The sequence below is a fragment of the Rhodospirillaceae bacterium genome (assembly GCA_018660465.1).
Classification (GTDB): Bacteria; Pseudomonadota; Alphaproteobacteria; order Rhodospirillales; family JABJKH01; genus JABJKH01.
This window is the reverse complement of sequence record JABJKH010000110.1, coordinates 1-20261: the sequence shown is the minus strand read 5'-3', so window position 1 is coordinate 20261 and position 20261 is coordinate 1. Positions and strand designations below refer to the sequence as shown.

Genomic DNA, 20261 nt, shown 5'->3' with positions numbered 1-20261 from the left:
CTAAATAAAATTATAGATACCCTGGGAACATCTCTTGTTGCTGGTGCCCCGGCTGGGTTTGATGCATTGGTCTTGGCGGAGATGGCCCGGGAGAGCGCGTCGCGCTTGAATTCGCCAATCCTGTTTGTGACATTGGATGATGTTGGCGTGGCGCGTATGAGTGCTGCGCTGGAATTTCTGGCTCCTGAGGTTGAACAAATCGAGTTTTCGGCGTGGGATTGTCTGCCCTATGACAGGGTATCGCCGAATTCTGAGATCGTCGGCCGCCGAATCGCCAGCCTGATCCATTTGGCGAAAGGAGAGGCACCAGGACCTGCTGGTGCAGTCGTTTTAACCACTGTATCTGCTGTTTTGCAGCGAATTCCGCCGCGCGATTCCTATAAATCATCTGCGATGACGGTTGAGGTTGGAGACCGACTTGACCCGAAAGACCTGACGACATTCCTGTTGAGCAACGGTTATGGGCGTTCTGAAACAGTGATGGAGCCCGGTGAGTTTGCAGTGCGGGGCGGGATCATTGATGTTTTCCCCCCTGGCCGTGATCTCCCTGTACGGCTGGATTTTTTTGGCGATGAGTTGGAGACAGCCCGCGCCTTCGATACGGTTTCTCAGCGCTCAAGCGATGACGTAAAGACTTTCGATCTGATCCCGGTCAGCGAAGTTCTGCTAAACGATGAAAGTATTTCCCGGTTCCGTTCTGGATATCGCAAGTTGTTTGGCGCTGTTGGCGGCGAAGACCCGCTTTACGAGGCGGTTTCGTCAGGCCGACGGATGATGGGCATGGAGCATTGGTTGGGTTTGTTCTACGACGAACTAGAGACGTTGGCGGACTATTTGCCCTCGGCCCCGGTTGTCCTGGATTATCAAACAGAGGAAGCCCGAGATGCACGGCTTGAACTGATTGGCGAGTATTACCAAGCTCGAAAGGACGTTTCAGGGGCCGCCCTAAACACCGACACGGTCTACAACCCAGTGCCGCCCGAAAAGCTTTATCTAAGCCCCACCGAATGGAACGAATTTCTTTTGGACCGGGCGACCGCGCAATTGTCGCCCTTTGCCTTGGCTGATGGTGCCGCAGGTGTGGATGCATTGGGACACCCCGGCAAGGATTTTGGCGATGCGCGTGTGCAATCAGGGCTCAATGTTTTGGATGCTTTGGCCGAACATATCGCAAATGAGATTTCCAAGGGTCAATCGATCGTGCTGGCCGCCCACACTGTTGGAACACGCGAACGCTTGTCCGTCGTCCTAAGGGATCATGGGGTTAACGGTATCGCCCTTGTCGAAGATTTAAACGCGGCAAAGAAACTTCCCGCCAAAAGTATCGCCTTGGCAGTGGCCGATATTGAACGTGGGTTTACGGGCCCTGGCCTGACGGTGATTTCCGAGCAGGATATCTTTGGCGAACGCCGTACCCGGTCCCATCAGCGCAAGATCAAACCTGAGAACTTCATCGCCGAAGCCTCGTCATTACAGGAAGGCGACTTGGTGGTCCATATGGATCACGGCATTGCAAAGTTCGATGCACTTGAGATTCTGGATGTTGCGGGCGCGCCTCATGATTGCCTGCGCTTGGTCTATGATGGTGGGGATAAGCTTTATCTGCCGGTCGAGAACATTGAACTCATTACACGTTATGGCTCAGAGCAAGCTGGTGTGCAGCTTGACCGCTTGGGTGGTGCCGGTTGGCAGGCACGAAAATCAAAGCTGAAGAAACGCATTCGCGATATGGCGGATGAGCTCATTAAAGTTGCCGCCGCCAGGAACCTACGCCATGCCCCCATCTTGACCTCCGGTGACGGCTCGTTCGATGAATTCTGCGCGCGTTTCCCCTATACGGAGACCGAAGACCAACTGCGCACCATCAGCGACACCCTGGGCGACCTGCAAGGCGGTCACCCGATGGACCGGTTGGTGTGCGGCGATGTTGGGTTCGGCAAGACTGAGGTCGCACTCAGGGCCGCCTTTGTTTCTGCTATGGCGGGCAAACAGGTCGCTGTGGTCGTGCCTACAACCTTATTGGCTCGGCAACATTTCCAAGTGTTTCGCGAACGCTTTGCCGACTTCCCAATTCAGGTCGAACAGTTATCTCGGTTTGTGACCCCTAAGAATGCCAAGGAAACCAAACGGGGTATGAGCGAAGGCACAGTTGATATTGTCATTGGCACCCATGCATTGCTGGCTAAGGACGTAAAGTTTCGGGACTTAGGGTTGTTGGTGATTGATGAGGAGCAGCACTTTGGTGTGGCGCATAAGGAAAAACTAAAAAGCCTCCGCGCTGACGTGCATGTCTTAACCCTGACCGCGACGCCGATCCCCAGAACCCTACAAATGGCGCTGACTGGGGTTCGTGAGCTTAGTCTGATCGCGACCCCACCCGTCGACCGTCTGGCCATTCGGACGTTTATTCTGCCATTTGATCCGGTGGTCATTCGCGAAGCTATCCAGCGCGAACGGTTCAGGGGTGGGCAGATTTTCTATGTCTGCCCGCGGATTGAAGACCTGGACGGTGTCGCGTCGCGCTTAACTAAATTGGTACCAGAGGCCTCGTTCGCTCAAGTTCACGGGCAAATGCCAACCCGTCAAATCGAAGACGCGATGAACGATTTTAGTGACGGAAAATTCGATATCTTGCTCTCAACCAATATTGTCGAATCCGGGCTCGACCTGCCAGCCGCCAACACGATTATCCTTCACCGGGCGGATATGTACGGATTGGCGCAGTTGTATCAGCTCCGGGGCAGGGTGGGGCGATCCAAAATTCGGGCCTATGCCTATCTGACGCTGCCGGTGCGTCAGAAGCTCTCCAAGGCCGCTGAAAAGCGTCTTGAGGTCATGCATACGCTTGATTCTTTAGGGGCTGGTTTTTCTTTGGCCAGTCATGACCTGGATATACGCGGTGCCGGAAACTTATTGGGCGGCGAGCAATCCGGACACATTCGCGAGGTCGGGATAGAACTTTATCAACAATTGTTGGAAGAGGCTGTTGCCGAGGCAAAAGGGTTGGACGAGGATAACGCTCCTGGTGCTGATTGGAGCCCGCAGATCTCACTCGGCATGCCGGTGCTGATTCCTGATTATTATGTGACGGACTTAGGCGTTCGCATGGAACTTTATCGCCGGGTGTCCGCGTTGGAAGATTTGGACGCGATTGAGTCATTCCTAGCTGAACTGATCGATCGCTTTGGTCCTGTACCAGCGGAGGTTGAGAACCTGTTAGATACAGTCGCGATCAAGAGACTCTGCCTGAAAGCTGGGGTTGAGCGTGTCGAGGCTGGCCCCAAAGGTGCAACCGCCAAGTTTCGCAACGACGAATTCGCCAATCCCATGGGACTGGTGGAATACATCACATCGCAAGCCGGCACGATGAAGGTTCGGCCGGATCAGACCCTTGTATATCGTCGTTCTTGGGATAAACCTAAGCAGCGGCTTGAAGGGGTGACCTTCCTGGTTAAGCGTCTCGCCGAAATTGCTGACGCCGCCTAGTACCGATAAAAGGACAAAAAATGATCGATTTCTATCAAGGACACACATCTACTTGTTCGGGCAAGGTTCGACTGGTGCTGGAAGAGAAGGGGATTGAGTACAACGAAATCACAATCGATCTGTTCAGCGGTGAACAGAAGACCCCTGAATATCTTAAACTCAACCCCAATGCTGTTGTACCGACGATCATTCATGAGGGCGAAGTCCTGACCGAATCGACGCTAATCGCTGAGTACTTGGACGAAGTGTTCGACGGCCCTCAACTGCGGCCCAGTGATCCACTTGCGCTCGCCCGTATGCGACGCTGGCCGAAGATCATTGATGAAGAAACCCATCCGGGGACCTTGGGCGTCACCTATACAGTCGTTGTTCGCAATATCATGGCGCAGAAAAAATCGGATGAAGAACTTGAAGCCTCCTTCGTTGCCATGCCTGATCAGGTAAAGGCAGCAAAACTTAGAGCCATGCAGTTCGAAGGCGTTGAGTCGGAACCCTTTAAGTTGGGTGTTTGCGCGGTAGAGAATTCATTTAGGCGGTTCGAGGCAGGACTCGCTGAATCGGGTGGGCCTTGGTTCATGGGCGAAGATTATACCCTAGCTGATTCTGGCGTAACACCGTGGTTGATGCGGTTCGAAAACATCGGCTTCCAAGGAATGTGGGACGATAAGCCCAATTTGGCCGCTTGGTGGGAGCGTATCAAAGCGCGTCCGAACTTTGTCGGTGTGGTCTCGCGTTCAATCGATCCTAAATCTCTGAATGCCCGGGCTAAATTCGGTGCCGAAATCTGGCCAAGGGCAAAGCAAATACTTAGCGGAGAATAAGTTGGTAGATTAGGCCGCAGTTTCCATCAATAAAGCAGCATCCAGCATTCTTGAGAGGACCTCTGCTTCCTGGGCACCGGAGATTGTCAGACCACCGCTAAACAGGTAGGAGGGGACGCCGTTAACACCAAGACTGTGGGCTCGGGCGTTCTCTTCGTAAATTAAGGCGACGTCTGCATCGCTTTCCAAGTAGGAGCGGACTTCTTCGGCTGGAAGATTTAGATTCTCGGCAATTTCAATCAGAATTTCAACATCGCCAATGTCCCGTCCGTTGACGAAATAGTTGTGGAAGAGGGCCTCTACAGTCGCGCTGGCTTGGCCATGGACGTCAGCGAACCTGGCCAGGCGGTGCGCATCTAAGGTATTTGGGGTGTTGCGTATGCGGTCGAATGCAAAGTCGATTTCAACAGATAAGCCAGCATCGCTGATGGCACCAAACGCGCGACGGACCCGGCCTTCGCTGCCAAATTTGCGGACAAGGTAGGCGGTATTGTCGTGACCGCTAGCAGGCAATTCGGGGTTCAGAAGAAATGGGTGCCACTGAATGATTGGCTTAATCATCGGTCGCAATTTTAGGGCCTGTTCTAGTCTGCGTTTTCCGATGAAGCACCATGGACAGGCAGGATCAAAAACGATCTCAATGTGAACGGGAGTTTGCTCTTCCACCCGACGCTTAATGTTCGTCGACGAGATGAATGAAGTTGCTCTTGATAATCTTCGTCAGAGAGACGCCTAAGCGATCATCAACCACCACGACTTCTGCTAGTGCAATTAGTTGGTTGTTGGCGTAAATCTCTATTTCATCGCCAACCATGCGATTCAATTGGACAACAGCACCACGGCCCATTTTCAGCAGTTGCGCGACCTTCATATCGGTCACACCCAGAACTGCCGTGACTTCCACGTCGATATCATAGATCGCCCCGGCCTCATCCCGAATATTAAGCAGGGCACCGCTGGAACCGAGTGTTTCATCCATATCGAGTTTTCCTTGTCTTCCGATAAGATATTAGTCGCAATCTAGGTCAGCGTCCACGATTGGTTGCACTGATATAGGTGCTTTAGCACGAAAGTAATTAACAGTTTGTTTGCAGCGAGGGTTTCATAAGTTTGAAATATTTAGAGAAAATATAGGATTTATGGAATATTTTACTTGGCGCGGCAAAATTCGTAAGATACAAGCCACCTGAACGGAGCCTAAATCCTTGGTTTGGCTTTAGGGCCTAGCGACCAAATTTGGGTTGCAGTAATTTTAAAGTCGGCAAGCTTTGTCTCAGAGCAGACTCTGAGTAAAGAGGTGTTTGTCGTTTTTGGCGTGGAACGCCATCTTAGGAAGGAGTGTTGGTTTTCAGTGTATGTAACCGTACGTGATAACAATATCGATCAGGCGCTTAAGGCGCTTAAAAAGAAAATGCAACGTGAAGGTCTGTGGCGCGAAATGAAACGCCGTCGTAGCTATGAGAAACCATCTGAGCGCCGGGTTCGCAAAAAAGCCGAAGCCATTTCCCGTGCTCGTAAATTGGAGCGCAAGCGCATCCAACACGAAGGTTTCTAATTGAGGGGATTGTCTCCCCTCATTAATTCAGGTCCGTGAATAAAAGTTATAGGCGATTTTAAATGGCCGAAAATAGCGAAATCACGGGCTATCACGCCCATATCTACTATACCAATCCCGATGCCCGAGGGCGCGCTGGTGTTCTCAGGGCCCTTATTGATGAAAAATTTGATATCCGAATGGGGCGCTGGCGAGATGATCCAGTTGGACCTCATCCCCAGCCGATGTATCAGGTTGCATTCGAGCCAAATCAGTTCGCCGATATTGTGCCTTGGTTAATGCTTAATCGGGACGGTCTGACCATTCTGGTGCATCCTGAAACCGGCGACAATTACGCTGATCACGTCATTAATTCATTGTGGCTGGGTAAAGTGCTGCCGATGAATGAGAAATTCTTAAAGTCGGGCCGAACCTCGGCCTAATCCTAATTCTTCTTACCCGCGTCCTTCTGAATTTTCGCCCATTGATCGCGCAGGCCGACTGTACGGTTAAAGACCAAGGCGTTAGGCTTTGAGTCCTTGTCCGGACAGAAGTAGCCGTGTCGTTCGAATTGAAGCGTCTCGCCTAAAGGTGCCTCAACCAAAGAGGGCTCCAATTGACAATCGGTTAGAACCTCAAGTGACTCGGGGTTTAGATCGTCTAGATAATCGCCATCGGAGCCTGGTTCCTCGACCCGAAACAGGTGATCGTAGAGCCTGACTTCAGCTGGAACGGCGTGGGCCGCAGAAACCCAGTGCATTGTCGCTTTAACCTTGCGGCCATCAGGCGCGCTGCCGCCCTTGGTTTCTGGATCATACGTACAGCGGAGTTCGACAACTTCGCCACTCGCGTCTTTGATGACGTCTGTGCAGGTGATGAAGTAGGCGAAACGGAGACGGACTTCCCGACCCGGGCCTAAGCGATAAAACTTCTTTGGTGGGTCTTCCATGAAGTCATCCCGCTCAATGTACAATTCACGGGAGAAAGGCAGGGTGCGCGTACCAGCAGTTTCATCCTGCGGATTGTTAACGGCTGTTAGGTCTTCAGTTTCGCCTTCAGGGTAATTCTCAATTACTACCTTGAGCGGCTTTAGAACGGCGAGGCGCCGAACAGCCGACTTGTTCAAAAGCTCCCGCATGCAGAATTCGAGCAATCCGACTTCAATGACCGAATTGCTTTTGGCGACGCCGATCCGATCTGCAAAATCTCTGATCGCTGCCGCAGGGACGCCACGCCGGCGAAATCCGCTGATGGTTGGCAGGCGCGGATCATCCCAGCCGCTCACGTGGCCGTCCGTGACCAATTGAATGAGGCTGCGTTTGGAAAGAACAGTGTAGGTCAGGTTCAGTCGGGCAAATTCATACTGATGCGGTTTGCTTGGCACTGGCAAATTTTCGATAAGCCAATCATACAGGGGTCGGTGATCCTCAAATTCTAGGGTGCAGACCGAATGAGTGATCTGTTCGATCGCATCTGTCTGGCCATGGGCGAAATCATAAGTCGGGTAAATGCACCAGGAATTGCCAGTGCGAGGGTGTTCGGCCTTCAAGATGCGATAAAGAATCGGATCACGCAGATTGATGTTGCCGGAGGCCATATCGATCTTAGCCCGAAGCACATGGCTGCCGTCCTCGAACTCGCCCGCCCGCATACGGGTGAAAAGGTCCAGGTTTTCGTTTGAGGTTCGATCACGGTAAGGGCTAGGTTTGCCGGGCTCTGTCAGGGTGCCGCGATATTCTCTGATCTCATCAGCGCTGAGGTCATCGACATAGGCCTTGCCGTTTTTGATTAAGTGTTCAGCCCAGACGTAAAGTTTTTCGAAGTTGTCTGAGGCGAAAAAGAGGTGTTCTCCCCAATCAAAGCCAAGCCAGCGAACGTCTTCTTGGATGGACTCGATATATTCAATCTCTTCCTTCGCCGGATTCGTATCGTCAAAGCGAAGATGACAACGCCCGCCGAAATCCTTGGCGATACCAAAATTCAAGCAAATCGACTTCGCATGACCGATATGGAGGTAGCCATTTGGTTCCGGAGGGAAGCGCGTGACGATGCCATCGTGTTTTCCCGAATCCAAATCTTCACGGACGATTGTTCGGATAAAATCTAGGGGTGCGTCGTCTGTGTCGACATCGTCGGTCATATGAAGTGATCCTTGGATTTACGCGTCGACTAAGTCATCTATGCGGGCAGGGAACTCCAAAAATGATTTTAGGGCGTGCCAGAAACGGTGGCGGTTGACGCCGACGGTGATGTTGTGAGCCTGACCCGACATCATAACGAATTGCTTATCCTTGGTTGCGAGGGCGGCATAGAACGCAGCGTTGTCTTCATCCGTGGTAATGCCATCGTGGTCGGCGCGAATCATCAGAACTGGGCAGGTGATCTTCGTTGGGTCCACAAACGGCAAATTAATGCACATATCGACATAGGTGCCGTTGGGAACGCTGCCGCCGCCATTGGCCATTTCCGCAGCGGCTGCGACTTTGCCCAATTCTGGAACCGTCAGACCGACAATGTCTCGGGTGAACATGTTTTGATAGTACTCTTCATTCACTTCACGGCGATTGGTTGCCTGCCATTCGTCGATGCGCTCGTTACGTTTGATCAAAGACGGTGCACCTTCGCCCTTCCAAGGGAAGGCGGAGAGGGCGATGCGGGTGACCCGATCCGGTTCAGCATTGCAGAAAGCACCAGCACGAAGCGCACCAGAAGATGTACCAAAAAACGCGAAACTGTCTTGGCCCGTTTTCTCCGCGACGATGGGAGTGGCGGCCCTGAGGTCTTCAACCCCGTCTAGAATATACGAGAATCCATCAGTACGGCTCGACCTTCCGTATCCCTCATGATCCATCGTCCAAACGTCATAACCCCAGCGGGCAAAGGTATTCATCGTTGAATATTCGCCACGTCCCGGGACTTCCAGGTCAACACTGGTCCGCGATGCCTGAGACGACCCATGAACCAGCATTAAAACAGGGCGTTCACCGTCTTTGCCAACACTCGGGGCATACTTGCGATAGATGAACAAGTCCACATCGCCTTTCTTGGCCCAATGTTCTTCGCCAACGACTTCCGTTTGATCGCTAATCGCGTCCGTGGCACTGCCTGACATATGGATTCTCCGTATTTCTGCCAAATACATTCTTTTTGAACATATGGGGGTTTAGGGCTGTGACTGGGTTATTGCAACAGGAAACTTGAATTTGCCGATTGGCGGCAAAATTTGAAGGGTTCTTTTAAATGTTAAAAATATAAAGCGAATTTTCCAAGAAAAAACCCGTGGGGCAAATATTCCCACGGGTTTTTTTTAAATTGCTTAATGTAAGCCTTTATCAGGCGGCGATCGATGCCCCAAAGTTCGTAAAGTTCGTTTCCATTTTATTGATCTCTTCGCGGAGTTCGGCTAGCACGCTTTGTAATTCGTTAACGGCGCTGAGTTGTTGGTCCAAACCTTTCTCAACTGTCTGAATTGAAGAAACATAATCTTGGCGTTGGATTTTGAAATTTTGTGAGATGGCATTCATTTGTCGTCCCCTTTTTAAATGTGTGTATCAATGATCTAATTGATCTTGTGATTTTGATACTAATCGAGGGTTGTTTTAGTTTTATGACGCCGTTGTTAAAGCGATGTTAATGGATGTTAAGTTTGGTCGTATTTTAATTGAAAAAGACATCTATCTACTTGAAAATAAATAAATTATTCCGCATATAGTCCCTCTCCATTATTTTTAATAAATGTTTTTTTCTGGTGTGAAGAGCTGATTTTTCCGTCTAGTGCGCGGCGCATCCACTCAGCGATGAAGTTATATGTATTGCGTCCCATCAGACATTTGTTTGTTGCGACGGAATGAAATTGGTCTTCGAAAATCCACATTTCCTTGGCGCCTGAAAGTGAGTCGAATACAGCTTCAGCATCTTCCATCGGGTTCAGGGGGTCGAATTCCCCGATGCCCATAAAGACAGGGCATTCAACCCGATCTGAATGGCCCTTTAATGTGTAGCCTTCTGAAATCTTGTCGAACTCGGCTTCATCGGTCATGCCAGACATCGCCATGAACACTTGTTTAAAGCGGATTGGGGCTTCGTCAAAAATGGTTAGTCGATCCCAGAAATAGCACCCAACAGCGCCACCGACTGCTGCTAATCTGGGCTCATCAGCCGCCGCGCGCAGGGACCAGAATGTCCCAAAGCTACGCCCAGCGATGCCGATGCGGGTTTCATCAACTTCGGGTCGCGCGGCTAAATATTCAAACGCGGCCTTGGCGACGTCGATGTGGTTTGTCGGTGTGACGAAATGACCGCGCTCCAATGCTTCGCCTTGCCCCGGGCCATCAATGGCGAGCACATGCATGCCATAGTGTCGAAATTCGTTATCGAGGGGGTTGGGGTAGTTTTCCTTGGTCATGTCCATGCCGGGAATAAAAATAACCGCAGGAGCGGGCTGATCGCCGTCTAAGCGGTGAAAGACGCCAGGATAGGATTTGCCATCGGACTCGAGTTCTACGGCTTCAATGGGATAATCGGCAAGTTCGAACAGCTTTGCCGCACATTCCTTGGTTTTAGCGTAAAGGTCCCAACGCTTGGGAGATGAGGGAGGAACAACAAAGTGCTGCGCTTCGCGGTAATGTTCTGTGGCCATCCGGTAGTAGGCCCGGGCATTGAGGGGGTCACCATGGGCCTCGGCGGCCTTGGCCAGTCTTTCTGCATGTTCTGCTTCCTTGGTGACGTACTTTGACACCATGGCCATGCTTTTAGCTTGCGGGGGAAGGACCCGGGCGTCCAATTCGTAATGGACGGCCCGACCGGTGGCCTTTAGCAGATAATCATTGATCCACTGCTGGCCGTCTCTGTCTCGCTCCGGTCGCTTCATTAGGGCCTTCCCCCGGCAAGTTACATGCGGAGCAGTTTCTCCGCGTTTCCGTGCAGAATTTTCGCTTTGTCATCGATGTTCAACATCAAATTCTCCATCCACTTCGGCCCGGGTTCATTCGGAACAAAGGGATAGTCCACAGAGAATAAAATTTTATCCACGCTCATTTCCTGGATGCAGCACAGCAACGCGGGATCAGAAAAGAAGCCACTGGTGGTGATGTAGAAGTGTTTCGTAAACAACTCGCGGAATTTAACCCCATCATTGCCCGGGCGGTTCAGCGCCATATCAATCCGCCACATCAGGAAGGGCAGGCCTTCGCCTAAGTGACCGAGGATAATTTTTGTTCCGGGGTACTTATCTAACACGCCAGAGAGAACGAGCCTGATTCCAGCCGTCGCTGTCTCCATGGTAAAACCCCAACCGGCGGTAACGTAGGCAGGGAATTTCTCTGCGTAGTCCTTGAAATAGGCATCGAACACCGCCGGGTGTGGCATCGCCGGGTGGATATAGAGGGGCACATCCAAGGCCTCGGCCCGCTCAAAAATCGGCCAGTACTTTTGGTTATCGATAAAGTCCCGATCATCACCAATGAGACCATGGATCATGGCACCTTTGAAGCCGAGATCATTAACGCAACGTTCAAGCTCATCAGCGGATGCCTTCGCATCTCCCGTTGGTAACATCGCAAATCCACCCAAGCGATCCGGATAGGCTTTGCACATTTCAGCCAATTTATTATTCGCGGCAATGGCTGCTGGTACGCCTTCCTTGCCGTCCATACGCTGGGTTGCAGGTGGGGCATGGGACAAAATCTGAAAATCAATTCCGCAGTCGTCCATATTCTTGATGCGATCGGCGCCAACATCTTCGAGCTTCTTAATCAAGGGGCCGCCGCCGCGTGCGTCTTTGCCATGGAAGTGCGCGGTAATATCCGGATCCAGGTAATGTTCCTCAATTGCGATAACGCGTTGACCGTCTAAAATACTCATAATTCCTCCTAGCTTATTGAAATTTATTAATATTGTTTCAGAATTCTGCAGATGATAAGGCTGAAAGTGCGGCGTTTTCAACATGAAGTTTCGCGTACTTGCGGGCCGAGGCAATATCACGCCGTTTAAGAGCAACCATTAAATCTGTGATTTCGCCGACACTTTCAGCCTGTCGATCCGGTCGCACGATTGAGACTCGGCGAAGTTGTGAAGTCAGTAAAGTCAGCCGGTTCAGCAGATTAATTGCAATCGAATTATCAGCGACTTCACAGATTAGATTATAAAACCGTCGTTTTGATCCAACGATCCGAATAAAGTCACCGGCTAAGTATTCGGTTTTTAACTCAGCCGCATATTGCTCTAAATTTTCTATGTCATCATCGCTGGCGTTTTGGGCGCATTGTTCGACTACCAGGGCTTCCAAATCGGCACGAATGCGGTAAATATTTTCGGCATCTCTGCGGGTAATGCGGGTGACCGTAAGACCTTTATTAGAGACGTGAGTTAGAACGCCTTCGGCCTGCAGTTCCCGCAAAGCCTCACGAAGTGATGTTCTGCTGACATCCAACTGTTCGCATAAATTCTTTTCGACCAGTCGGGCACCCGGTTGCAGCACACCTTGCTCAATCGCTTGGCGGAGGGCTTCGATGATTTTTATGCGCAGCGAAGCCACTTCGTGATGCAATGGCGTTAAGCCAAGTTCAACAACTTCACCCATGGGAACTCACGTGAATTTGGTTGTGGGGAGAAAGGGAAACCGACCGAGGCAATGAATTACCTCGGCCAGTATTATCAGTCCCTATTTCTTTTTCTTCTTCCGGATGCTCTTGGCACCCTTGGTGCTGATCGCAGCCCGGGCGGCTTTGATGAGGGCCGGGTCGGCCTTGAAGATCGCACGGTTGACCTTCTCAACTTCTTCGCCAGATGCCGGGTTAATGATCGCTTTGCGCTTCGCCGCATCGGCCAAGAACGCTTTATCTTTGATCATTTTCTGGAACGCTGCCCGCAACGCGTTAACAACGTTGTCAGGAACGCCAGGCTTGGCCATCAAAGACCGACCGATTGGTGCGCCAGAGGAAACAAACGTGAGAATTTCCTTAGACTTCGGATCAGAAACAATTTCCTGCATCAAAGGAACGTTCGGCAGGTCTGGATCGCGTTTCAGGCCAGCTTGCAAAACGATCTTGATGTTGCCAGCGGCCAATTCAGCGCCATCGCCAGATTTCCAAGATGCCCAGTTCTTGGAAACCATATCGACCTCGCCGCGTAACAGAGCAAGCGTTGCTTTCTTGGAGCCCTTATAGCCACAGATCAGTTTAAATTTCATTCCAGCGACATTTTTCAAAACCGCTGGCATTTGAGCACTTCGCGCCGATTTACCGGTGCAACCTGCAATCGATTGTGTTTTGCGCATTGCATCAATCGTAGGGGCAGGGGAACCCTTACGAACGGCAAAGGCGGCGTTAGCTGGTGCGAATCGTCCGATATAGCGAATTTTCGACGCATCCCACTTGCCACGTTTCGGCGTTAGCAACTGGATGTGAGCTAACGTGTCCGGCAAAAGCGCGATGGTCATACCGTCAGCAGCAACTTTTTTGAGGTACTTAGCAGCACCCTTACGGCCACCACCACCGGGATTGTGCTGAACAATTACATTCGGCTTACCAGGAATATATTGCCCCAAATGACGGGCTGCCAATTGTGCATAAAGATCGTACGATCCTCCGGGAGGATGGCCGATTAGAATGGTCAGGTTTTTACCTTTATAAAGGTCTTCAACTGCACCCGCCTGGGCCGGTGAAATTGCAGCGACGGTACCGATTGCTGCGGTTGCTGCAATTAATGCAGATTGGCTCATCATTTTTGTGAGCTTCATGATTCTTTCTCCCAATATTTATGTTCTAAGGTGTCATTCAAGTGGCCAAATGGCGACTTGGCTAAAATCCGTTTGCACGCCATATTGTCATACATTAATACAAGATCAAGCCATTTGGCTCACCTACAGTCATTTAAGCCACGCCAATTATTCGGGAGAAGTTAACAGATGGTCTGGGACGCTGCCATTGTCGCGTTGACGGTGATTAGCGACCCAATGCGCCTGATGTTTGTCGTTCTCGGTACATTTTTAGGGCTGATGATTGGCGTTATTCCGGGAATCGGCGGCCTTGTCGGCTTAGCCTTGCTGCTACCTTTTACTTTCGCAATGGACCCGTATACGGCGCTGGCTTTTCTGGTTGGGGTGCAGTCTGTCACGACGACGTCTGACACGATTCCGGCGGTATTGTTTGGGGTTCCGGGAACTGTTGGCTCTGCGGCGACGGTCTTGGATGGCCATCCAATGGCGCGAAAAGGCGAGGCCAGCCGCGCCTTTGGGGCAGCCTTCACGGCGTCCGTTTGTGGCGGTCTGTTCGGGGCCTTCATGTTGGCGATTTCAATTCCCATTCTGCGACCGTTCATATTGTCGGTTGGGACGCCGGAGCTATTGGCGATTTGTTTGCTCGGGCTAACTCTCGTTATTTCCCTTTCTCATGGCGCGATGGCAAAGGGATTGGTCGCGGCGGCAGTGGGTCTGTTGTTATCGACCATTGGCGATGAGCCGCAAACCGGCGAAATGCGATGGTCTTTTGATCTGACTTATCTTTGGGATGGCTTGCCGCTTGTTCCTTTAGCTCTTGGCCTTTTTGCCGTTCCAGAAATCATTGATCTTGGGGCCTCAAAAGGATCAATCGCTGGCAATAAGGTCAAAGAGGAACGCTGGCAGCAGCTTCAAGGGGTTCGCGACGTCATTGAGAACTGGTGGTTGGTGCTACGCTGTTCTTCCATTGGCACATTGTTGGGCTCCATTCCCGGTGTCGGCGCGTCCGTCATTGATTGGATCGCCTATGGATACGCGTCTCGTTCGATCAAGAATGCGTCTGAGACGTTCGGTAAAGGCGATGTCCGCGGCGTCATCGCATCAGAAAGTTCCAACAACGCGAAAGAAGGCGGGGCCTTGGTCCCGACATTGGCCTTTGGCGTGCCGGGGTCCGCGTCCATGGCGTTGCTCCTGGGCGCGTTTTTAATCCACGGAATTGCGCCGGGCCCTAATATGCTCGACAAGAATCTCGATGTGACCTTCACTCTGATCTGGACGGTTGCGATTGCAAATATCCTGGGGGCAGGGGCTTGTTTCTTATTTGCCGGACAGTTCGCCAAGGTCGCGACAATCCGAGCCGGTGTATTGGTCCCCTTGGTCTTTGGCATCATGCTGGTTGGTGCCTTTCAAGGTGCACGAGATTATGGTGATTTGGTCGCCTTGGTACTATCGGGAATTCTCGGCTGGGTGATGAAGAGTCATGGCTGGCCGAGACCACCTCTTATCCTCGCCTTTGTGCTGGGCGGCTTGATCGAGAATTACCTGTTTATCTCGCATTTTCGCTATGGGATCGAATGGGCAACGCGTCCCGTTCCAGCAATTATTATTGCCATCATCGCGTTTGTTCTGATCCGACCCTTAATTCAGAAATGGCGTGGCAAGATTTCTGAGACGAAAGCCCCTCAGCAGACCCTAACCCGCACCGATTTGGCTATGTGGTCGGGAACGGCTGCGTTGTTCGTTTTTATCATCATGAGCAGCATGGAGTGGGAGGTGCCGGCAAAGCTGATGCCGCAGTCCCTGGCCGTTATTGGACTTGTTTCCATAGCGGGTTATTTCATTTGGAACGTCGTGACTGCTGGGTTTTCTCGCACACCGGCGGAGACAATTTCTTGGTCTGGCGCAGTTCGCCAAGGGCTTTGGTTGATCGGCCTTGTAGCAGGAGTAGGGGTGATCGGCATGTTGCCCGCTATGGCCGTGTTCGTCATTGCCTACATGCGCCAAGAAGGGAAGGGCGAGTGGTCAAAGATCATAATGATCGTGACGCCCTACTGGCTTGCAGCTTTCTTCTTGTTCCACAAACTTCTTCATCTTCCTTGGCCAGCGTCTTTGATTGGGGACTGGTTCCCAGCCCTGAGGGCGAGCCTGGAAAAACTAATTTGAACTCGAAATTTAAGGAAACGACATGACTGACCTCGCTACAAATGATGGTAACGCGCCCCGCTTTGGCAGTGATTTAGTGGCCTACGCCCTACGTGAACAAGGATTCCCCTATATCAGCCTCAACCCAGGGGCCAGTTTCCGCGCCTTGCATGATTCAATGGTGAATTTTCTCGGAAATGAAACCCCGGAAATCATCACCTGTATGCACGAAGAACACGCCATCGGTATCGCCCAGGGCTATGCCAAAATCACAGATACGGCCATGCCTGTTGCCGTGCACAGCAATGTTGGCCTGATGCATGCCACCATGGGGATTTTTAATGCCTGGTGTGATCGCACACCGATGCTGGTGATTGGTGCCACGGGACCCTTGGATGCAGTTAAACGCCGCCCTTGGATCGAATGGATTCACACCACCATTGATCAAGGCAGCTTGGTCCGTGAATACACGAAGTGGGACGATCAACCGGGTTCCGCCGAAGCCGCGGTTGAATCCATCCGCCGGGGTGTTTTGCTGGCCAATGCACGGCCCAGTGGGCCTGTTTACGTGTGTCTAGATGCGGGCTGGCAGGAGGCTGAGCTTGAGACGGTGCCGAACCTCGATGACATTTCCAAATTCAAAGTGCCGTCTGATCCTGAACCCCCGCGCGCTGAATTCGACGAAGCCCTTGAAATTCTCTCCAAGGCAGAACGTCCTTTCATCTTTTGCGGCCGGGTGTCGCGAAGTGAAGAGGGCTGGCAGGATCGGGTGCGCTTGGCTGAATTGATCAACGCCCGCACGACGACGCATATGAAACTTCCCGCGGCCTTCCCCTCATCTCATCCAGCATTTGTGGGAGAAACCGGCTGGCGTCTTAAAGGACCTGTGTTGAACGCTATTCAGTCTGCCGATGCCATCGTTATGATGGATTGGTTGGATGGTGGGAACGCCATCAAGCTCGCGTTTCCAGAGGGCGCACCCCGCCCGCCGGTGATTAACATCTCTAATGATTTCAACATCCATAACGGCTGGAACATGGATTACGGCGCGCTCCCTGCCGTGGACGTAAACATCGCGACCGTACCGGAGACCACGACACGCAGACTGGTTGAGGTGCTTGAGGGGATCAAAGGGTCTGTTGCAAAAGCAGAACCGTGTTATCCGGTAATTGGCAAACCAGGAACTTCCGGCGAAATTGGCCTGATGGACCTCGCCCTGGCCTTTGCTGCGGCGACAAAAGACGAGTCCATGTGCATCACGGGTCGTCCCTTGGGTTGGCCGAGCAATGCCAACGTGATTGAGCACCCCCATGACTTTTTAGGCCACACAGGTGGTGGTGGTCTTGGGGCAGGGCCGTCAATTGCGGTCGGTGCTGCCTTGGCACTGCGCGAGATAAAATCAGATCGGAAAACCGTCGCTATTCTGGGCGATGGCGATTACATGATGGGGCTGACAGCGATTTGGAATGCGGCGACCTTAAAACTTCCAATGCTGTTCTTGGTGGCGAACAATCATTCCTACTACAATGATGAAAACCACCAGATCAAAGTGGCAGAAAAGAGAGACCGACCTGTGGAACGCGCGCCGATTGGCCAGCGTATGGAAGACCCGGTTCCTGATCTTGCGGCGTTGGCGCGAGCACAAGGCTTGGAAGGCGAAGGGCCGATCACGGACTTGGCTGACCTACCGGCTGCCCTTGAGAATGCCCTGAAGCGGGTTCATGCTGGTGCATCGTTTGTGCTCGATGTGAAGGTGCGTCAGGAATACGTCACGTCGTCCATGGCAGAAATGGATTAGGGATTTGAGCGACACCGACTTCAAAGCAATTGGTCAACCCGTCCGTCGTAAGGAAGACGGGCGGCTATTGACTGGCCAAGGCCAATTTTCGGATGACTTCAGCCTGCCCGGGCAAGCCTATGTCGCCATGGTCCGTTCGCCCTATCCCCATGCGCGAATTAAAGGCGTTGATACATCGGATGCCTTGGCAATGCCCGGGGTGCTCGGGATTTATACGGGGGAAGATATAGTTGCTGCGGGATTGCTGCCAATCCCCCACGATCCGGTTCCCTCAACCAAATACGACATGAAGTTAACCAATCCCGAAGGTGGGGAAATTTTCATTGGCCCGCATCTTTTGCTACCCACCGACAAGGCCCGTCATGTCGGTGAAGCGGTCGGTATGGTCGTGGCTGAGACTGCTTTACAGGCCTTGGATGCAGCCGAGGTTGTCGATTTTGATTATGAAGAACTCCCCCATGTAACCGATGCTGTCGAGGCATCAAAGCCCGGTCAACCGACTGTCTGGGATGAAGTTGATCACAACACCCTTGTCGATACGACGTTTGGAGATGTCGCAGGTACAGATGCAGCCTTTGAGGATGCTGCACATGTGGTTAAGGCTGATTTCCACGTCAGTCGCGTGACTGGGGTTCCGTTGGAGCCTCGGGCCTCCCTGGCATCTTATGACGCGGCAACCAACCGCTATACCCTTTATGCTGGGAGTGGCGGGGCGGTGCGTCAAAAGAATGAATTGTCGAAGGTGCTTGGCATCGAACCGGATGACCTGCGGGTATTGTCGTATGATGTCGGCGGCAACTTCGGAACCCGCAACCGGGTCTACGTAGAATTTGGACTGGTGCTGTGGGCGTCTAAACAGCTCGGCAGGCCGGTTAAGTATACGTCTTCCCGCTCAGAATGTTTTCAAAGCGACTATCAGGGGCGTGACCTTCAAACCAATGTTGAACTGGCATTGGATAGTGATGGCAAAATTCTGGCCATGCGCGCCGATAACATCAGTAATTCAGGCGCGCGGTGTGTGTCTCTGTCACCACTTGGTAAGGGCTCAGGGCTCATTACCGGGTCCTATAACATTCCCGTGGCGACGTTGCGGGCTCGGGCGGTCTATACAAACACAATGCCGACCCAGGCCTATCGCAGTTCGGGGCGGCCTGAGGTTACGTTTGCAATTGAACGTTTAATTCAGTTGGCGGCCCTTCAGTGCGGTTTCGATCCCATCGAACTCCGCCGCAAGAACTTGGTGCCGCCAAGTGCCATGCCATACCGCAATGCTGTTGGGGCGGTTTACGACAGTGGCACTTATGAGATTAATATGGATCGGACGTTGGAGTTGGCGGACTGGTCTGGCTTTGAGCAGCGTCGTTTAGAAGCTGAGTCTCGCGGCATGTTGCTGGGTCATGGTTTTGCAAACTACGTTGAATCGTCCATCGGGTCCCCTAGAGAGCGGGCCGAAATTACGGTCAATCCCACTGGCAAAGTTACCGTGGTGATTGGTACTCAGCCGAGTGGGCAGGGGCACGAGACAAGTTTTGCACAAGTCGTGGCCGATATCTTAGGGCAACCCATTGAAAACGTAGAGATTGTTCTTGGTGATACGGACATAGTCTCGGTTGGTGGCGGGTCCCATTCTGGGCGCTCCATGCGCCATGCGGGGACGGTGATGTTGATGACGTCTCAGGAATTGATTGAGGAGGGGCGCAAGCGTGCTGCCGAGCTGTTTGATATGTCAATGGAGCAGGTTGAGTTTGATGAAGGCCAATTCCTTATTCCAGATACCAATCATGTGATCAGCCTCGTTGAACTTGCAGAGAGTGATCCTGACACTCCCTTGGCTGCCGCCAAGACCAACGAAATGCATGATCCAGTTTTCCCCAATGGCACGGCATCGTGTGAAGTGGAAATTGACCCTGAGACCGGACATACCACCATCACCCGCTATACGACGGTCGATGACGTGGGCCGCTGCATAAATCCCATGATTGTCCACGGCCAAACCCACGGTGGTATCGCCCAAGGCGTGGGACAGGCAATGTGGGAAGAATGCTATGTTGAGCCCGACTCAGGCCAACCCCTCTGCGGGTCCTTCATGGACTACGGCATGCCACGGGCGCACACCCTACCCAGTTTCAAAACTGAAATTGCCGAGGTTCACTCACCAACCAATCCGCTGGGCATCAAAGCAGGTGGGGAAGGCGGCACAACGCCCGCCATGGCCGTCATGGTCAACGGCATCGTTGATGCGCTTAAGCCTTATGGGATTACGGATTTGCAAATGCCGATGACGCCGCTGTCGATTTGGAAGGCGATCCAGGGGGCGAGGAAGTCTTTACAATAGTCTCTTATTTGCGAACGCTTTCCCTGAACCAGATTTGAAGTAATTTTCGAGTTCGCGTGCTTTTTGTTCGGTTGGAATGGCGATGTATGATTTCAGGGTGGCTGGTAAATGAGGTTTAGTCGATTTCACCTGACCCTTTTCGTGCTGTTTGACACGTCGTCTAAGATCATTCGTTGATCCTACGTATACGTCGCTGTTTTTCAATTCAAGGATATATACGTACCACATAAAACAGCCCCCCTACGCTAAAGCTTCGGGCGACACTCCTGCGCCTAAACTCGTCTTCGTCCGACAGGCCCCCAAGAGGTGGCCTGCCACCCGAAGCCGAAGGCGTAGGGTGGCGGAGAGGGTGGGATTCGAACCCACGAGACGCTTTCACGCCTGCTGGTTTTCAAGACCAGTCCATTCAACCGCTCTGGCACCTCTCC

Annotated in this window: 17 protein-coding genes and 1 tRNA gene; 7 read left to right on the top strand and 11 right to left on the bottom strand. The window is 52.2% G+C overall.

All coding sequences use genetic code 11. The annotated features are described in order from the left end of the window. The first annotated feature begins 81 nt into the window (after window positions 1-81). Window positions 82-3486 carry a transcription-repair coupling factor gene (gene mfd / locus HOM51_18500; protein ID MBT5036506.1) on the top strand — a complete coding sequence of 1135 codons (3405 nt, stop codon included), beginning with the start codon at window positions 82-84 and terminating at the stop codon, window positions 3484-3486. Between the two features lie 20 nt (window positions 3487-3506). Next, window positions 3507-4307: a glutathione S-transferase family protein gene (locus tag HOM51_18495; GenBank protein MBT5036505.1), complete on the top strand. Its 801-nt coding sequence runs from the start codon at window positions 3507-3509 to the stop codon at window positions 4305-4307. A gap of 9 nt (window positions 4308-4316) precedes the next feature. Here HOM51_18495 and HOM51_18490 read toward each other — a convergent pair whose 3' ends face one another. Together HOM51_18490 and HOM51_18485 are read right to left on the bottom strand one after the other, a co-directional pair. Next, window positions 4317-4973: a DsbA family oxidoreductase gene (locus HOM51_18490; GenBank protein ID MBT5036504.1), complete on the bottom strand. Its 657-nt coding sequence runs from the start codon at window positions 4971-4973 to the stop codon at window positions 4317-4319. 7 nt (window positions 4974-4980) lie between these two features. Beyond that, on the bottom strand, window positions 4981-5286 hold the full coding sequence (locus HOM51_18485) for a flagellar motor switch protein FliN (protein MBT5036503.1): 306 nt from the start codon (window positions 5284-5286) through the stop codon (window positions 4981-4983). Window positions 5287-5658: 372 nt separating this feature from the next. Between HOM51_18485 and HOM51_18480 the strand changes: the two genes are divergently transcribed. Both HOM51_18480 and HOM51_18475 read left to right on the top strand, forming a co-directional pair. Then, window positions 5659-5862, top strand: coding sequence for a 30S ribosomal protein S21 (locus HOM51_18480; GenBank protein MBT5036502.1), 204 nt, complete (start codon window positions 5659-5661; stop codon window positions 5860-5862). A 62-nt stretch (window positions 5863-5924) separates the two neighbouring features. Beyond that, window positions 5925-6284: a DOPA 4,5-dioxygenase family protein gene (locus HOM51_18475; protein ID MBT5036501.1), complete on the top strand. Its 360-nt coding sequence runs from the start codon at window positions 5925-5927 to the stop codon at window positions 6282-6284. 2 nt (window positions 6285-6286) lie between these two features. On the opposite strand, the gene HOM51_18470 is transcribed toward HOM51_18475, so the two are convergent. The 7 genes from HOM51_18470 to HOM51_18440 all read right to left on the bottom strand — a co-directional run bounded on the left by HOM51_18470 (window position 6287) and on the right by HOM51_18440 (window position 13579). Continuing rightward, window positions 6287-7981, bottom strand: a complete 1695-nt coding sequence (locus HOM51_18470; GenBank protein MBT5036500.1) for a glutamine--tRNA ligase/YqeY domain fusion protein — start codon at window positions 7979-7981, stop codon at window positions 6287-6289. 18 nt (window positions 7982-7999) lie between these two features. Then, window positions 8000-8953 carry an alpha/beta hydrolase gene (locus HOM51_18465; protein ID MBT5036499.1) on the bottom strand — a complete coding sequence of 318 codons (954 nt, stop codon included), beginning with the start codon at window positions 8951-8953 and terminating at the stop codon, window positions 8000-8002. Between the two features lie 220 nt (window positions 8954-9173). Then, window positions 9174-9365 carry a hypothetical protein gene (locus HOM51_18460; protein ID MBT5036498.1) on the bottom strand — a complete coding sequence of 64 codons (192 nt, stop codon included), beginning with the start codon at window positions 9363-9365 and terminating at the stop codon, window positions 9174-9176. A 173-nt stretch (window positions 9366-9538) separates the two neighbouring features. Next, window positions 9539-10711 (bottom strand): prolyl oligopeptidase family serine peptidase, encoded by a 1173-nt coding sequence (locus HOM51_18455; protein ID MBT5036497.1) that lies wholly within the window; start codon window positions 10709-10711, stop codon window positions 9539-9541. Window positions 10712-10731: 20 nt separating this feature from the next. After that, a complete protein-coding gene (locus tag HOM51_18450; GenBank protein ID MBT5036496.1) occupies window positions 10732-11703 on the bottom strand; it encodes an amidohydrolase in 972 nt (323 codons plus the stop codon). Window positions 11704-11740: 37 nt separating this feature from the next. Beyond that, window positions 11741-12421 (bottom strand): GntR family transcriptional regulator, encoded by a 681-nt coding sequence (locus HOM51_18445; protein MBT5036495.1) that lies wholly within the window; start codon window positions 12419-12421, stop codon window positions 11741-11743. A gap of 81 nt (window positions 12422-12502) precedes the next feature. Continuing rightward, a complete protein-coding gene (locus tag HOM51_18440; protein ID MBT5036494.1) occupies window positions 12503-13579 on the bottom strand; it encodes a hypothetical protein in 1077 nt (358 codons plus the stop codon). A 168-nt stretch (window positions 13580-13747) separates the two neighbouring features. Here HOM51_18440 and HOM51_18435 point away from each other — a divergent pair, with 168 nt between their 5' ends. The 3 genes from HOM51_18435 to HOM51_18425 are packed head-to-tail and all read left to right on the top strand — an operon-like array spanning window position 13748 to window position 19833. After that, window positions 13748-15721, top strand: a complete 1974-nt coding sequence (locus HOM51_18435; protein MBT5036493.1) for a tripartite tricarboxylate transporter permease — start codon at window positions 13748-13750, stop codon at window positions 15719-15721. Window positions 15722-15743: 22 nt separating this feature from the next. Continuing rightward, window positions 15744-17498, top strand: coding sequence for a thiamine pyrophosphate-binding protein (locus HOM51_18430; protein MBT5036492.1), 1755 nt, complete (start codon window positions 15744-15746; stop codon window positions 17496-17498). Continuing rightward, a complete protein-coding gene (locus HOM51_18425; GenBank protein ID MBT5036491.1) occupies window positions 17494-19833 on the top strand; it encodes a xanthine dehydrogenase family protein molybdopterin-binding subunit in 2340 nt (779 codons plus the stop codon). The genes HOM51_18430 and HOM51_18425 overlap by 5 nt, the downstream gene beginning before the upstream one ends. On the opposite strand, the gene HOM51_18420 is transcribed toward HOM51_18425, so the two are convergent. Together HOM51_18420 and HOM51_18415 are read right to left on the bottom strand one after the other, a co-directional pair. Beyond that, on the bottom strand, window positions 19825-20061 hold the full coding sequence (locus HOM51_18420) for a GIY-YIG nuclease family protein (GenBank protein MBT5036490.1): 237 nt from the start codon (window positions 20059-20061) through the stop codon (window positions 19825-19827). The two genes, HOM51_18425 and HOM51_18420, sit on opposite strands and share 9 nt — an antisense overlap. A 110-nt stretch (window positions 20062-20171) precedes the next feature. Beyond that, window positions 20172-20261, bottom strand: a tRNA-Ser gene (locus HOM51_18415).

What these genes read in the sequence shown, in the direction of transcription:
- HOM51_18455 (MBT5036497.1), bottom strand. Translation starts at nt 10,711, where the DNA reads ATGAAGCGACCGGAGCGAGACAGAGACGGCCAGCAGTGGATCAATGAT.
- HOM51_18450 (MBT5036496.1), bottom strand. Translation starts at nt 11,703, where the DNA reads ATGAGTATTTTAGACGGTCAACGCGTTATCGCAATTGAGGAACATTAC.
- HOM51_18435 (MBT5036493.1), top strand. Translation starts at nt 13,748, where the DNA reads ATGGTCTGGGACGCTGCCATTGTCGCGTTGACGGTGATTAGCGACCCA.
- HOM51_18475 (MBT5036501.1), top strand. Translation starts at nt 5,925, where the DNA reads ATGGCCGAAAATAGCGAAATCACGGGCTATCACGCCCATATCTACTAT.
- HOM51_18470 (MBT5036500.1), bottom strand. Translation starts at nt 7,981, where the DNA reads ATGACCGACGATGTCGACACAGACGACGCACCCCTAGATTTTATCCGA.
- HOM51_18430 (MBT5036492.1), top strand. Translation starts at nt 15,744, where the DNA reads ATGACTGACCTCGCTACAAATGATGGTAACGCGCCCCGCTTTGGCAGT.
- HOM51_18495 (MBT5036505.1), top strand. Translation starts at nt 3,507, where the DNA reads ATGATCGATTTCTATCAAGGACACACATCTACTTGTTCGGGCAAGGTT.
- HOM51_18420 (MBT5036490.1), bottom strand. Translation starts at nt 20,061, where the DNA reads ATGTGGTACGTATATATCCTTGAATTGAAAAACAGCGACGTATACGTA.
- HOM51_18465 (MBT5036499.1), bottom strand. Translation starts at nt 8,953, where the DNA reads ATGTCAGGCAGTGCCACGGACGCGATTAGCGATCAAACGGAAGTCGTT.
- HOM51_18485 (MBT5036503.1), bottom strand. Translation starts at nt 5,286, where the DNA reads ATGGATGAAACACTCGGTTCCAGCGGTGCCCTGCTTAATATTCGGGAT.
- HOM51_18445 (MBT5036495.1), bottom strand. Translation starts at nt 12,421, where the DNA reads ATGGGTGAAGTTGTTGAACTTGGCTTAACGCCATTGCATCACGAAGTG.
- HOM51_18460 (MBT5036498.1), bottom strand. Translation starts at nt 9,365, where the DNA reads ATGAATGCCATCTCACAAAATTTCAAAATCCAACGCCAAGATTATGTT.
- HOM51_18440 (MBT5036494.1), bottom strand. Translation starts at nt 13,579, where the DNA reads ATGAAGCTCACAAAAATGATGAGCCAATCTGCATTAATTGCAGCAACC.
- mfd (MBT5036506.1), top strand. Translation starts at nt 82, where the DNA reads ATGGCCCGGGAGAGCGCGTCGCGCTTGAATTCGCCAATCCTGTTTGTG.